At 69.8% G+C, this 12,586-nt stretch carries 13 protein-coding genes; 4 read left to right on the forward strand and 9 right to left on the reverse strand.

What is annotated here, in order from left to right; all coding sequences use genetic code 11:
* Positions 1–52 precede the first annotated feature (52 nt).
* Positions 53–1,819: a cytochrome c oxidase subunit I gene (gene ctaD / locus ABZ342_RS37340; protein WP_360483420.1), complete on the forward strand. Its 1,767-nt coding sequence runs from the start codon at positions 53–55 to the stop codon at positions 1,817–1,819.
* 12 nt (positions 1,820–1,831) lie between these two features.
* On the opposite strand, the gene ABZ342_RS37345 is transcribed toward ctaD, so the two are convergent.
* Positions 1,832–2,194, reverse strand: coding sequence for an STAS domain-containing protein (locus tag ABZ342_RS37345; protein WP_360483423.1), 363 nt, complete (start codon positions 2,192–2,194; stop codon positions 1,832–1,834).
* Positions 2,195–2,494: 300 nt separating this feature from the next.
* On the opposite strand from ABZ342_RS37345, the gene ABZ342_RS37350 reads away from it, so the two are divergent.
* Complete coding sequence (locus ABZ342_RS37350; protein ID WP_360483426.1) at positions 2,495–3,226, forward strand: GAF and ANTAR domain-containing protein; 732 nt, start codon at positions 2,495–2,497, stop codon at positions 3,224–3,226.
* A gap of 7 nt (positions 3,227–3,233) precedes the next feature.
* On the opposite strand, the gene ABZ342_RS37355 is transcribed toward ABZ342_RS37350, so the two are convergent.
* Positions 3,234–3,443, reverse strand: coding sequence for a hypothetical protein (locus ABZ342_RS37355; RefSeq protein ID WP_155549707.1), 210 nt, complete (start codon positions 3,441–3,443; stop codon positions 3,234–3,236).
* A 187-nt stretch (positions 3,444–3,630) separates the two neighbouring features.
* On the opposite strand from ABZ342_RS37355, the gene ABZ342_RS37360 reads away from it, so the two are divergent.
* Both ABZ342_RS37360 and ABZ342_RS37365 read left to right on the forward strand, forming a co-directional pair.
* On the forward strand, positions 3,631–3,828 hold the full coding sequence (locus ABZ342_RS37360; protein WP_155549708.1) for a hypothetical protein: 198 nt from the start codon (positions 3,631–3,633) through the stop codon (positions 3,826–3,828).
* Positions 3,829–3,939: 111 nt separating this feature from the next.
* A complete protein-coding gene (locus ABZ342_RS37365; RefSeq protein WP_360483431.1) occupies positions 3,940–4,857 on the forward strand; it encodes a Ku protein in 918 nt (305 codons plus the stop codon).
* A 31-nt stretch (positions 4,858–4,888) separates the two neighbouring features.
* Here ABZ342_RS37365 and ABZ342_RS37370 read toward each other — a convergent pair whose 3' ends face one another.
* The 7 genes from ABZ342_RS37370 to ABZ342_RS37400 all read right to left on the reverse strand — a co-directional run bounded on the left by ABZ342_RS37370 (position 4,889) and on the right by ABZ342_RS37400 (position 12,450).
* A complete protein-coding gene (locus ABZ342_RS37370; protein ID WP_360483434.1) occupies positions 4,889–5,521 on the reverse strand; it encodes a UdgX family uracil-DNA binding protein in 633 nt (210 codons plus the stop codon).
* Positions 5,522–5,617: 96 nt separating this feature from the next.
* A complete protein-coding gene (locus ABZ342_RS37375; RefSeq protein ID WP_360483437.1) occupies positions 5,618–5,926 on the reverse strand; it encodes a DUF3040 domain-containing protein in 309 nt (102 codons plus the stop codon).
* Between the two features lie 74 nt (positions 5,927–6,000).
* Entirely contained in the window at positions 6,001–7,767 is a 1,767-nt protein-coding gene (locus tag ABZ342_RS37380) for an IlvD/Edd family dehydratase (protein ID WP_360483440.1), read from the reverse strand.
* Between the two features lie 109 nt (positions 7,768–7,876).
* Positions 7,877–9,283: a GH1 family beta-glucosidase gene (locus ABZ342_RS37385; protein WP_230863127.1), complete on the reverse strand. Its 1,407-nt coding sequence runs from the start codon at positions 9,281–9,283 to the stop codon at positions 7,877–7,879.
* 2 nt (positions 9,284–9,285) lie between these two features.
* A complete protein-coding gene (locus ABZ342_RS37390) occupies positions 9,286–10,158 on the reverse strand; it encodes a carbohydrate ABC transporter permease (protein ID WP_360483443.1) in 873 nt (290 codons plus the stop codon).
* Positions 10,155–11,144, reverse strand: a complete 990-nt coding sequence (locus ABZ342_RS37395; RefSeq protein ID WP_155549713.1) for a sugar ABC transporter permease — start codon at positions 11,142–11,144, stop codon at positions 10,155–10,157. Before ABZ342_RS37395 ends, ABZ342_RS37390 begins: the two co-directional genes overlap by 4 nt.
* A gap of 4 nt (positions 11,145–11,148) precedes the next feature.
* Entirely contained in the window at positions 11,149–12,450 is a 1,302-nt protein-coding gene (locus ABZ342_RS37400; RefSeq protein WP_360483446.1) for an extracellular solute-binding protein, read from the reverse strand.
* Between the last annotated feature and the right edge of the window lie 136 nt (positions 12,451–12,586).

The raw sequence follows: 12,586 nt of genomic DNA on the forward strand, positions 1-12,586 counted from the left end.
GCCGGCAGGAGTAAGACGCGCAGTACGGACAGTCCGGCGACGGGAGTTGCGGATGACCGACGTGAAGCCGACCCTCCAGGCGGTACCGCTGGCGGTGGCGCGGCGGGGCCCCAAGGGCGGGACCCTCCTGGCCCTGCTGCGCACCACCGACCCGAAGCAGATCGGGTTGCTGTACCTGACGACGTCGTTCGCCTTCTTCATGGCGGGCGGCGCGATGGCGCTGCTGATGCGCGGCGAGCTGGCCCGGCCGGGGCTGCAGTTCCTGTCGCCGGAGCAGTACAACCAGCTGTTCACCATGCACGGCACGATCATGCTGCTGCTCTACGCCACCCCGAACCTCTTCGGGTTCGCGAACTACATCCTGCCGCTGCAGATCGGCGCGCCCGACGTCGCGTTCCCGCGGCTCAACGGCTTCGCCTACTGGCTCTACCTGTTCGGCGGGCTGATCGTCATCAGCTCGTTCCTCACCCCGGGCGGCGCGCCCGACTTCGGCTGGACGGCCTACACCCCGCTGTCCAACGCCATCCACTCGCCGGGCATCGGCGGCGACCTGTGGATCATGGGCCTGATCGTGTCCGGGCTCGGCACCATCCTCGGCGCGGTCAACATGGTCACCACGATCGTGTGCCTGCGCGCGCCCGGGATGACGATGTGGCGGATGCCGATCTTCACCTGGAACATCCTGTTCACCGCGGTCCTGATCATGCTGGCGTTCCCGATCCTCACCGCGGCGCTGTTCGGCCTCGAAGCGGACCGCCGGCTCGGGGCGCACGTGTTCGACCCGGAAAACGGCGGGGCGATCATGTTCCAGCACCTGTTCTGGTTCTTCGGCCACCCCGAGGTCTACATCGTGGCGCTGCCCTACTTCGGGATCGTCACCGAGATCGTGCCGGTGTTCAGCCGGAAACCGCTCTACGGCTACCGGCTGATGGTGTTCGCGACCGTCGCGATCACCGGCCTGTCGGCGGTGGTGTGGGCGCACCACATGTTCGCCACCGGCGCGGTGCTGCTGCCGTTCTTCTCGATCATGACCTTCCTCATCGCGGTGCCGACCGGGATCAAGTTCTTCAACTGGATCGGCACGATGTGGAAGGGGCACCTGACCTTCGAGACGCCGATGCTGTGGTCGGTCGGCTTCATGGTCACCTTCCTGTTCGGCGGCCTCACCGGCGTGATCCTGGCGTCGCCGCCGCTGGACTTCCACGTCACCGACTCGTACTTCGTCGTCGCGCACTTCCACTACGTGCTGTTCGGCACGATCGTGTTCGCGACGTTCGCCGGGATCTACTTCTGGTTCCCGAAGATGACCGGCCGGATGCTCGACGAGGGGCTCGGCAAGTGGCACTTCTGGACGACGTTCATCGGCTTCCACACCACGTTCCTCATCCAGCACTGGCTGGGTGACGAGGGCATGCCCCGCCGGTACGCGGACTACCTGACCTCGGACGGTTTCACGACCCTGAACACGATCTCGACGATCGGCGCGTTCATCCTCGGCGCGTCGACGCTGCCGTTCGTCTGGAACGTCGTGAAGAGCTACCGCTACGGCGAGCGGGTCCTGGTCGACGACCCGTGGGGCTTCGGCAACAGCCTCGAATGGGCGACGACGTGCCCGCCGCCGCGGCACAACTTCCTGGACCTGCCGCGCATCCGGTCGGAGCGGCCCGCGTTCGAGCTGCACCACCCGGAGGCCGTCGAGCGGATGGCGGAGGAGCGGCACGTGCGCTCCAAGCGGGCCCAGGCCCGGGCACTGGACCGGGCCGCGAGTCCGTCCGGAGCGCGGGAGGGGCACGCGGGCGCGGCGGGTTCGTCGCGCTGACGCGCCGGTCGCTCAGGCCGGCGCGGGCTCCGGTCGCAGCGCGGCGACGGTGAGGCGCCGGTCGGCCTCCGTCACCCGCAAGGCCCGGCGGACCATCGGGTTCGGCCCGGTGACGACCAGCAAGTCCGTGCCGCTCTGCTCGGCCTGCAGCGCCGCGTGCAGCAGCATCCGGACGCCCGCCACGCCGAGGAAGTCCACTTCGGACAGATCGAGGGTCAGCCGCTCCGGCGTCGCCCACAGGCGGTCCGAAACGAGGGCGGCCAGATCGCCGGCCGTCGCGGTGTCGAGGGCGCCGCGGGCGGTGATCAGCACCGCGTGCGGAGCGGGCCACGACGTGCGTAGCCGCAGGGCGGGATTTCGTGTTCGGGGAAGCATGATGCGGTTCGCCGCCGTCCTGGTGTGGCGCGGGGCCGCAGCGCCGCGCTCGAGGGGTTTCCGAGCCGGCTGCTGTGCTGAACCGATACCCGAGCCTAACCGTGGGCGAGCGGCTCGCAACCGTCGTTGCTCCGAACGGGCGTGTGGCGCGCCGCGGCGGTGACCGCTTGTGCCCGTGCCGACGAGGATGCAGTAATCTCGCGCTGGACCCGTTAAAGCGCTAGCGGCCCACTAGTGGCGCGCGCCCGGGTCCTCCCTGGTTCTTAGCGCCCTGAGCACAAGAAGAGGGGCGTCACCAGGATGACGGGCGGCGATGAGCAGCTCACCGCGCGGTTGGACGAAGTCACGGTAGCGATGGAATCGCTGACCGCGATGCTGGACTCGGAGCTCGATCTGGGCCAGATGCTGCAGGCGGTCTGCGACCACGTGGTGCAGGTGGTGCCGGGAGCCGACATGGCGAGCATCACCCTGGTGCGCGAAGGCGAGCCGGAAACGGTGGCCAGCACGGACCAGCGGGCGGTGAACTTCGATCGCGAGCAGTACCGGATCGGGGACGGCCCGTGCCTGCGCGCGGCCGAAACCGGGCAGCCGGTGCGCGTCGGCGTCGGGGCCGTGGGCGACGTGTGGCCGCAGTTCGTGTCGAAGGCGGAACAGCTGGGCGTCGCGAGCTTCCTGGCCGCGCCGCTGACGGTGGACGACGACATGTCCGGCGCGGTGAACCTGTTCGGCTTCGGCGAGCACGGCTTCAGCGAGCTGGGCACGAAGATCCTCGAGCTGTACACGGCGACGGTGGTGATCGGCCTGCGCAGCGCGCGCCGCTACTTCGCGGCGCGCGAGCTGATCGACCAGCTGAACCGCGCGCTCGAGACGCGCGCGGTGATCGACCAGGCCAAGGGCATCCTCATGGCCGCGCACCGGATCAGCGCGGAGGAAGCGTTCCAGCGGCTCGTGAAGCGCTCCCAGGACGGCAACCGCAAGCTCCACGAGGTGGCGGCGGAGTTCGTGGAGGCGGTCGCGACCACGACGGCGTGACACCCGGCTAGCTGGTCGGTACCTCGTCCGGTGGTGCCTCGGCTTCGGCGATCGGGTCGGGCCGGTGCCGGCTGCGCTGGCACGTCGTGCAGACCAGCGTCCGGCCGAGCACGGTCCCGTCGTCGGCGACGACCTGGGCGACGTGCATCGTCGGGAAGCCGCAGACTTCGCAGGGCAGCGACCCGTCCTCACGGCTGATGCGGATCTGGGTGCCCATCCGGCCTCCTGTGTGACGTGGGTCTCACACACCTTGCCGGGTTCCCGGTCGGAACCGGCCGAATTCACTCGTTCGGCCTAGCGTCGGCTGTCTCCGGGAACCCGTTCGGTGCCTCTTGTGTTCAGGGGGATGAGACGGGGTAATCGCCCGGCGAAGGGTGACCGGGGATAGCCGGAGGGGAGCGAACATGCGAGACAAGCGGAACGACCTGCGACCGGTGGCGGACCTGCTCTTGGAGGGCGGGGACACGCCGGCCCAGGCGTCGACGCGGCGCAAGGCCGCGCTGGCCGTCGCGGCGAACGCGAAGGACCCTGAAGACTGCGCGCAGCTGCTCGACATGCTGGGCCTGCACCGGGCCGGCAGTCGCAGCAGCGAAGTCGCCTGACGCACGCCGGAGCCCGCTGTGACCACCCGGTCGCGGCGGGCTTTGGCGCGTCACCCTCCGTGTTTCGCGCTCCGGGCCCGCGGGTATCGCTGCCGGTGAGGAGGTCGAGACATGGCGAGACCGGTGTGGAGCGGGGCGCTGAGCCTGGGGCTGGTCACCGTTCCGGTGGAGCTGTACCCGGCGGTGGCGGACCACACGATCCACTTCCACCAGTTCGAACGCGGCACGTCGGACCGGATCCGCAACCGCCGGGTCAACGAGCGGACCGGCGACGAGGTGACCCAGGACGAGATCGTCAAGGGCTACGACCTCGGCGGCGGCGACCACGTGCTGGTCGAGCCGGACGAGCTGGACGAGATCGCCCCCGAGCGGTCCCGGCGGATCGACATCGAGCAGTTCGTCGAGCTGGACGAGATCGACCCGTGGTTCTTCGACCGCACGTATTGGCTCAAGCCGGCGAAGGAGGACTTCGCCAAGGCGTACGGCTTGCTGCTGCAGGCGATGGACCGCAGCGAGAAGGCCGGCGTCGCGAAGTTCGTGCTGCGCGGCAAGGAGTACCTCTGCGCGGTCCGCGCCGGCGAAGGCGTGATGGTCCTCAACACGCTGCACTTCGTCGCGGACCTGCGGAAGCCGGAGGACGTCATGGGCGGGCTGCCCAGCCTGCCGAAGCCGCGGCCCAAGGAGCTCGACATGGCGCTCGCGCTCGTCGACCAGATGACCGCGCCGTGGAAGCCGGATGACTACCGTGACGAGTACTCCGAGCGCGTCGAAAAGCTGATCAAAGCCAAGGAACAGGGCAAGGAGATCGCCCACGAAGAGGAGCCGGAGCCGTCGGCCGACGTCGTCGACCTCTTCGAGGCGCTGGCGCGCAGCGTGAAGAACCGCAAGGGCGGGCGAAAGCAGGGCGGCAAGCAGGACCTGTCCGGCTTGACCAAGTCCGACCTGGAGAAGCTGGCGCGCGAGCAGGGCGTGAAGGGCCGCTCGAAGATGACGCGCGCCGAGCTGGAGAAAGCGCTGAAGGCGTCGTGAGCCGAGCGAAGGGAAGCGGCGCAGAAGCAGCTCACTCGAGTATCTTGCCAGCCGCCTTCAGATCGGCGACGAAGGCGGCGTAAGCCTCGTCGCGGTCCGGTGCGCGCAGGACGGCCGACGGGTGCACCGTCGCGACCGCCGACGGCACCAGCTCGGCCACGTCGTCGGGTGCTTCGACGGGTTCGCCGCGGTGGGCTGTCAGCCGGAACTTCGGACCCAGCAACGACTGCGCGGCGGTCGCCCCCAGCAGCAGCACCAGCTCGGGGCGCACCGCGCGCAGCTCCGCCAGCAGCCACGGCCGGCAGGCGACCACCTCGGTGCGGCCCGGCTTCTGGTGGATGCGCCGCTTCCCGCGTTCGTCGCGCTTGAACTTGAAGTGCTTGACCGCGTTGGTGACGTACAGCGTCTTCCGGTCGAAGTCCGCCTCGGCGAAGGCCCGGTCGAGGAGCTTCCCGGCGGGTCCGACGAACGGCTCGCCCGCGAGGTCCTCCTTGTCGCCCGGCTGCTCGCCGACGACCAGGATCTTCGCCTTCTCGGGCCCTTCGCCGAACACGGTCTGCGTGGCGTCCTGGTGGAGGGCGCACCCGCGGCAGTCCGACGCGGCCGAACGCAGGCGGTCGAGGTCGGTGGTGTCCGGCGGCTCCGCGCCGCGGGTGTCCGGCATGTGCCGGGCATTCCCCGGGCGGTGGGTGCGTAAACCCGCCGGTCACGGGGAGCGCGAGCTGCCCATCCGCGGCGAGGACAACCGGCTCGAAAGCGTTCAGTGCGAGCCGGCGGCCGGGGTGGTTCCGTCCGGCGCGGGCTCGCGGGTCGTCTCGGCGCGGGCGATGTGCCACGCCACGAGCGCGCCGGCGCCGACCGTGCCCCAGAGCACCAGGCCGGCGTCGCGGGCGAACAGGCCGACGAGCAGCATGAGTGCCGCGGTGACGTCGCACAGCACGAGGAGCAGGGTCCAGCGCCGCTTCTCGCGCAGGGTGCGGCCGGCGAAGGCGGCCGCGAACGCGGGATCGCTCGCCTGCAGCTCCAGCTCGATTTCGCGCAGGGCGTGGCGTTCGCGATCCGGCAGCATCAGTGGCCTCCTCGCCTCGGCTATCGCTGGAATACCCCCTCGGGGCCCGTTCGAAGCGGCACTTTCCGGTGGGATCAGTGGTTGTCGCGGGGGATGCCCTTCGTCGTCGCGATCCGCTGGTACGCCACCGCCGGGCGCAGCACCATGCCGTCGCAGAGCTGGTCGACCAGCGACCGCTGGATCTCCTGCCACGGCGTCTGCGCGTCCGGGACCGGGTACCCGCCCGCCTCGGCCAGCTCCTTGTGGCGCAGCGCCAGCTCCTCGTCCGGGATCAGGACGTCCGCGGTGCCGGCGGCGAGGTCGATCCGCACGCGGTCGCCGGTCCGCAGCACGGCGAGCCCGCCGCCCGCCGCGGCTTCGGGGGAGGCGTTGAGGATCGACGGCGAGCCGGACGTACCGGACTGACGGCCGTCGCCGAGGCACGGCAGCTCGCGGATCCCCCGCTTGATCAGCTCCGCCGGCGGCCGCATGTTCACCACCTCGGCCGCGCCCGGGTAGCCGAGCGGCCCGGTGCCGCGCATGACGAGCAGCGAGTGCTCGTCGACGCCGAGGTCCGGTTCGTCGATGCGGGCGTGGTAGTCCTCCGGGCCGTCGAACACGACCGCGGTGCCCTCGTAGACGCCGCCGGCGAGGTACCGGCGCCGGAACTCCGGCGAGATCACGCTGGACTTCATGATCGCCGCGTCGAAGAGGTTCCCCTTGAAGACCAGGAAGCCCGCGTCTTCGGTGAGGGCCGTGTCGAAGGTGCGGATGACGTCGCGGTCGCCGGCCTCGCTCTCGCGGCAGTTGTCGCCGAGCGTGCGGCCGTTGACCGTGGGCGCGTCCTCGTGGATCAGGCCGTGCCGCATCAGCTCGTGCACCACCGCCGGCACGCCGCCCGCGCGGTGGAACTCCTCGCCGAGGTACTTCCCGGCCGGCTGGAGGTCGACCAGCAGCGGGACGTGGTGGCCGAGCCGCTGCCAGTCGTCGAGGGGCAGGTCGACGCCGACGTGCCGGGCGATCGCGCCGATGTGGATGGGCGCGTTGGTCGAGCCGCCGATCGCCGAGCTCACGACGATGGCGTTCTCGAACGCTTCGCGCGTCAGGATGTCCGACGGCTTGAGGTCCTCGCGCACCATCTCGACGATCCGCAGCCCGGTGCGGTAGGCCATCCGCGCCCGGTCGCGGTGCGGCGCCGGGATGGCCGCGCAGCCGGGCAGGCTCATCCCGAGCGCCTCGGCCAGCGCGTTCATCGTGGAGGCGGTGCCCATGGTGTTGCAGTGCCCCGGTGACGGCGCGGACGACGCGACGAGCTCCATGAACCCGGCGTCGTCGATCTCCCCGGCGGCGAGCAGTTCACGCGCCTTCCAGATGATCGTCCCGGAGCCAGTGCGCTCGCCGTTGTACCAGCCGTTGAGCATCGGACCGCCGGACAGGACGATGGCGGGGATGTCGACGGTCGCGGCGGCCATCAGGCACGCCGGGGTGGTCTTGTCGCAGCCGGTGGTGAGGACGACGCCGTCGATGGGATAGCCGTAGAGCGTCTCGACCAGGCCGAGGTAGGCGAGGTTCCGGTCCAGGGCGGCGGTCGGGCGCTTGCCGGTCTCCTGGATGGGGTGCACGGGGAACTCGATGGCGATCCCCCCGGCCTCGCGGATGCCTTCGCGGGTGCGGTCGGCGAGCTGCAGGTGGTGCCGGTTGCAGGGGGACAGGTCGGAGCCGGTCTGCGCGATGCCGATGATCGGCCGGCCGGACTGCAGCTCCTCCCGGGTGAGACCCCAGTTCATGTACCGCTCGAGGTAGAGGGCGGTCATCCCGGGGTCGGCGGGGTTGTTGAACCAAGCTTCGCTGCGCAGTCCCATACCGGCCAGTCTGGCAACGGCGGTCGCGGAATGCACGCCTTCGCGGGCCGGACCCGTTTCTCCCGGTGTTTTCGTGGAGGCCACCCGCGCCGGTGGCCTCCACGAAAACTCAGCCGAGGCCGTTGAGCCCGACCACCCGGGAGTACCAGTGAGCGCTGCGCTTCAGCGTCCGGACCTGGGTCTCGTAGTCGACGTGGATCAGCCCGAACCGCTTCGCGTACCCCTCGGCCCACTCGAAGTTGTCCAGCAGCGACCAGTAGAAGTACCCGCGCAGGTCGACGCCCGCCGCCAGGGCGTCGTGCGCCGCTCGCAGGTGGGAGTCCAGGAACGCGATCCGGTCGGTGTCGACGATGTCACCGCCGTCGGAGACGACGTCCGGGTAGGCCGCGCCGTTCTCCGTGATGTACAGCGGCACCGGGCGGTAGCCGCGGTGGACCTGCAGCAGCGACTCGGTCAGCCCGGCCGGCTGGACCTCCCAGCCGGAGTCCGTGCGGGGCGCCGCCGGGTCCGGGACGAAGTGGACGTCGCCCGCGCCGACCCACTCCGGGCCCGCCGGCTCGCTGCCCGCCACCGGGCGGCCCGCGACGCGGTAGTCGCGGTAGTAGTTCACGCCCATCCAGTCGATGTGCGCGGCGATGATCGCCGCGTCCTCCGGCCGGACCACGTCTCCGAGCCCGAACGGCGCGAGATCGGCGACGAGGTCGTCCGGGTAGCCGCCGCGCAGCACCGGGTCGAGGAACAGCCGGTTCTGCAGGCCGTCGATCCGCCGGGCCGCCGACACGTCGGAGACGTTCGCCGGGTCGTGCGGCACGACGGGGTAGAGGTTGAGCGTGATCCCGGCCGGGACGCCCGGCGCGTGCCGGCGGATGACGTCCATCGCCAGCCCGTGCCCCAGCAGCAGGTGGTGCGTGGCGGCGACGGCGGCCGGGTGGTCGGTGCGGCCGGGTGCGTGGATGCCGCCCGCGTAGCCGAGCATCGCCGCGCACCACGGCTCGTTGAGCGTCGACCAGCTGGCGACGCGGTCACCGAGGCGCTCCAGCACCGTCTCGGCGTACTCGGCGAACCGGTACGCGGTGTCCCGCGAGGTCCAGCCGCCCTTGTCCTCCAGCGCCTGCGGCAGGTCCCAGTGGTAGAGCGTCGCCCACGGCTGGATCCCGGCTTCCAGCAGGCAGTCGACCAGCCGGTCGTAGAACGCGAGTCCGTCGGCGTTGGGGGCGCCGCCGTCCGGGCGCACCCGGGGCCACGCCAGCGAGAAGCGGTAGGCGCCGAGGCCGAGCCGGCGCATCAGGCCGACGTCCTCGGAGTACCGGCGGTAGTGGTCGGCGGCCGGGTCGCCGGTGTCGCCGCCCACGACCGCGCCCGGACGGCGTGCGAAGACGTCCCAGACCGAGTCGGTGCGACCGTCGGCCGTGGTGGCTCCTTCCACCTGGAACGCCGCGGTGGCGGCGCCCCAGACGAAGCCGGGCGGGAACATCTGCGCTGTCTCCGCCCGAACGCTGTCGGGATGTACGGACATGGTCACCCTTTCACGGCACCTTGCATGATCCCGGCCACGATCTGGCGGCCGAGGAGGACGAAGACGATGAGGATCGGGATGGTGGCCAGGGTCGTGCCGGCCAGCACCAGCGAATAGTCGACGTAGTAGCCGCTCTGGAGCTTCTCCAGCGCGACCTGGACGGTCGGGTTGCCCGCGTCCAGTACCACCAGCGGCCACAGGAAGTCGTTCCAGGACATCATGAACGTGAACATCGCCAGGATCGCCGCGGCCGGCCGGACCGCGGGCAGGCAGACGTTCCAGAAGATCCGGATCATGCTGCAGCCGTCGACCCGCGCGGCCTCGATCAGCTCGTACGGCAGCGCGTCCACTGTGTACTGCCGCATCCAGAACACGCCGAACGCGGTGACCAGGTTGGGCACGATCACCGCCGTCAGGCTCCCGGTCCAGCCCAGTTCGGACATCGCGATGAACAACGGGATGATGCCCAGCTGGGTGGGCACGGCGAGCGTGACGACGATGAACACGAACAGCTTGTTGCGACCCCGGAACCGCAGCTTCGCGAAGGCGAACCCGGCCAGCGACGAGAACAGCACCGTCGTCAGCGTCACCGTGCCGGACACGATGACGCTGTTGGCCAGTGCCTTCCAGAACGGCACGGTGTCGAACACCCGCGCGGCGTTGGCGAAGAAGTTGCCGCCGGGCACGAACGGCGGGATGCGCTCGGTGAGCATCCCGTTGTCGCGGCTGGCCACCAGGAACGACCAGTAGAACGGGAACAGCGAACCGAGCACGAAGATCGCCAGCACGACGTAGGTCGCCTTGCGTGGCTTGCCGAGCGTGGCGACCTTCTGTCGCAGTCCCGTTTTCGAAATGTCGCTGTGGAGTGTCGTCATTTCTTCTTCACCGCCTGGGGACGCGCGAGCCGGCCGGTGAGGAAGAAGTTCCCCAGCGCGATCAGCACGATGATCACGAACAGCACCCAGGCGATCGCCGAGGCGTAGCCGAGATCGGCGTTCTGGAACGCCGTCTGGTAGAGGTACAGCGTCACGGTCTGGAACTGGTTGGTGGAACCGCCGTTGTTCGACCCGGGCATGGCGTCGAACAGCTTCGGCTCGGTGAAGATCTGCAGGCCGCCGATCGTCGAGGTGATGGTGACGAAGATCAGCGTCGGCCGGAGCAGCGGCAGGGTGACGTTCCAGAAGCGGCGCCACGTGCCGGCGCCGTCGATCAGCGCCGCCTCGTGCAGCTCCTTCGGGATGGCCTGCATGGCCGCCAGCACGATCAGGGCGTTGTAGCCCGTCCAGCGCCAGTTGACCATGATCGCGATCGCGACGTGGCTGCCGAAGCGGCTGGCCTGCCAGTCGACCGGGTCCAGCCCGATGGTCTGCAGCACGCCGTTGATCAACCCGTACTTGGGGCCGAACAGGTTGGCGAAGATGATGCCGATGGCGACGAGGCTGGCCGCGTACGGCAGCAGGATGCCCACCCGCCAGCCGGTGGCCCCGCGCAGCCGGGCGCCGAGCATGGCCGCCAGCAGCACGGCGATGATGATCTGCGGGACGCTGGAGAGCAGGAAGATGCTGATCGTGTTCGTCAGCGCGTTCCAGAACTGCGCGTCGGCGAAGAGCTCCTTGAAGTTGTCGAGGCCGATGAAGTCGGGGTCGTCGCTCCCGGCTTCCCACTTGAACAGCGAGACGTACGCGGTGTAGAGCAGCGGGAACAGCCCGACGATCCCGAAGAGGATGAAGAACGGCGCGATGTAGAGGTACGGCGAGACCTTGACGTCCCACCGGCTCAACCGGTGACGGAAGGTGGGCCGGGGAGACGTGCGCTCCCCGGCCTTGCTCCCTTCCGGCGCGACCTTGTCGAGGACGGTCATCGGCTCAGCGCGTGATCTTCTTCGCGGCGTCGACCATCTGGTTCCAGCCGTCCGCCGCCGACTTGCCCTGTTCGACCGCCTGCAGGGCCGGGCTGGACGCGTTCTCCTGGATCTGGCCGTCGCCCGGGCCCTTGTACTGCGGCTTCTGGACCTTCTTGGCCTGCTCGGCGAACAGCTCGCCGACCTTCGCGCCGCCGAAGTAGGCGTCGGTCTGGCTCAGCAGCGCCGGGTCCGACAGGGCCTTGACCTGGCTCGGGAAGGTGCCCTTGGCCTGGAACGCCTTGATCTGCTGCTCCGGCGCGGTCAGCCAGGCCGCGAGCTCGGCGGCCTCCTTCGGGTGCTTCGACTGCGTCGGCACGGTCAGGTACGAACCGCCCCAGTTGCCGCCGCCGCCGGGGAAGGCCGCGGTGACGGCCCACTTGTTCGCGTTCTCCGGGCCGGCCTGCTCCTTGATCACGCCGAGCATCCACGCCGGGCACACCTTCGTGGCGAACGCGCCCTGCTTGAAGCCGGTGTTCCACTCGTTGCTGAACGCGGTCAGCTTGGCCGACTCGCCCTTGGCGACGGCGTCGGTGACCTTGGTCCAGGCGTCCTTGATGCCCTGGTTGCTCTCGACGGCGAGCTTGTCGTCGTTGCCGATGTAGCCCTGGGGGAGCTGGTTGACCATCGCGTTGAAGTTCTGCGCGGCCGAGTCGAACCAGGCCTTGCCCTTCGTCTTGGAGACGTAGTCGGCGCCGGCGGCGAAGTAGCTGTCCCAGGTGGCGAACAGCGGCTTGACCTGCTCGGGGTCGGTCGGCAGGCCGGCGGCCTGGAACATGTCCTTGCGGTAGCACATGGCGAGCGGGCCGATGTCGGTGCCGTAGCCGATGAGCTTGCCGTCCTTGGTCTTGGCGGCGTCGTACTTCCAGCTCAGCCAGCGGTCGGGGGAGGCGTCGGCCGGCCCGATCTTGCTCAGGTCGTTGAACTTCGAGCCCTTGTCGAGGAAGTCGGACAGGTGGCCCTCTTCCAGCGCCGTGACGTCGGCGAGGCCCGAGCCGGCGGCGAGCTTGGTGACGAGCTCTTCGTGGTACGGGCCGCCCTGGCCGGTCTTGCGGTGGGTGATCTTGATGTTCGGGTGCAGCCGCTCGTACTCCGGGATGAGGGCCTCGTAGCCGAACTCGGTGAACGTCGCCAGCGTCAGGTCGACGTGCTCGTTCGGACCGGCGGCGGGGGGCGTTGCGTCACCGCCGCCACCACAGGCCGTGGCGCCGAGCGCCGTCATCGTGATGCCCAGTGCCAGGACCAGGCCGTTCCGGATCGTTCTCACGTGTCCAACCACCTTGTTGACGGGAATGAGCGCTCTCACTGCTGGGAGCCCGATCAATCTGGGAGCGCTCCCAGGTGTCGCAGAGTCTGCTTGGGGGTCTCACCGGTGTCAAGGGGTCGTAACCGGAGCGTTTCCT

This window comes from Amycolatopsis sp. NPDC005961 (genome assembly GCF_040629235.1).
Taxonomy (GTDB): domain Bacteria; phylum Actinomycetota; class Actinomycetes; order Mycobacteriales; family Pseudonocardiaceae; genus Amycolatopsis; species Amycolatopsis camponoti.

What these genes read in the sequence shown, in the direction of transcription:
- ctaD (WP_360483420.1), top strand. Translation starts at nt 53, where the DNA reads ATGACCGACGTGAAGCCGACCCTCCAGGCGGTACCGCTGGCGGTGGCG.
- ABZ342_RS37345 (WP_360483423.1), bottom strand. Translation starts at nt 2,194, where the DNA reads ATGCTTCCCCGAACACGAAATCCCGCCCTGCGGCTACGCACGTCGTGG.
- ABZ342_RS37350 (WP_360483426.1), top strand. Translation starts at nt 2,495, where the DNA reads ATGACGGGCGGCGATGAGCAGCTCACCGCGCGGTTGGACGAAGTCACG.
- ABZ342_RS37355 (WP_155549707.1), bottom strand. Translation starts at nt 3,443, where the DNA reads ATGGGCACCCAGATCCGCATCAGCCGTGAGGACGGGTCGCTGCCCTGC.
- ABZ342_RS37360 (WP_155549708.1), top strand. Translation starts at nt 3,631, where the DNA reads ATGCGAGACAAGCGGAACGACCTGCGACCGGTGGCGGACCTGCTCTTG.
- ABZ342_RS37365 (WP_360483431.1), top strand. Translation starts at nt 3,940, where the DNA reads ATGGCGAGACCGGTGTGGAGCGGGGCGCTGAGCCTGGGGCTGGTCACC.
- ABZ342_RS37370 (WP_360483434.1), bottom strand. Translation starts at nt 5,521, where the DNA reads ATGCCGGACACCCGCGGCGCGGAGCCGCCGGACACCACCGACCTCGAC.
- ABZ342_RS37375 (WP_360483437.1), bottom strand. Translation starts at nt 5,926, where the DNA reads ATGCTGCCGGATCGCGAACGCCACGCCCTGCGCGAAATCGAGCTGGAG.
- ABZ342_RS37380 (WP_360483440.1), bottom strand. Translation starts at nt 7,767, where the DNA reads ATGGGACTGCGCAGCGAAGCTTGGTTCAACAACCCCGCCGACCCCGGG.
- ABZ342_RS37385 (WP_230863127.1), bottom strand. Translation starts at nt 9,283, where the DNA reads ATGTCCGTACATCCCGACAGCGTTCGGGCGGAGACAGCGCAGATGTTC.
- ABZ342_RS37390 (WP_360483443.1), bottom strand. Translation starts at nt 10,158, where the DNA reads ATGACGACACTCCACAGCGACATTTCGAAAACGGGACTGCGACAGAAG.
- ABZ342_RS37395 (WP_155549713.1), bottom strand. Translation starts at nt 11,144, where the DNA reads ATGACCGTCCTCGACAAGGTCGCGCCGGAAGGGAGCAAGGCCGGGGAG.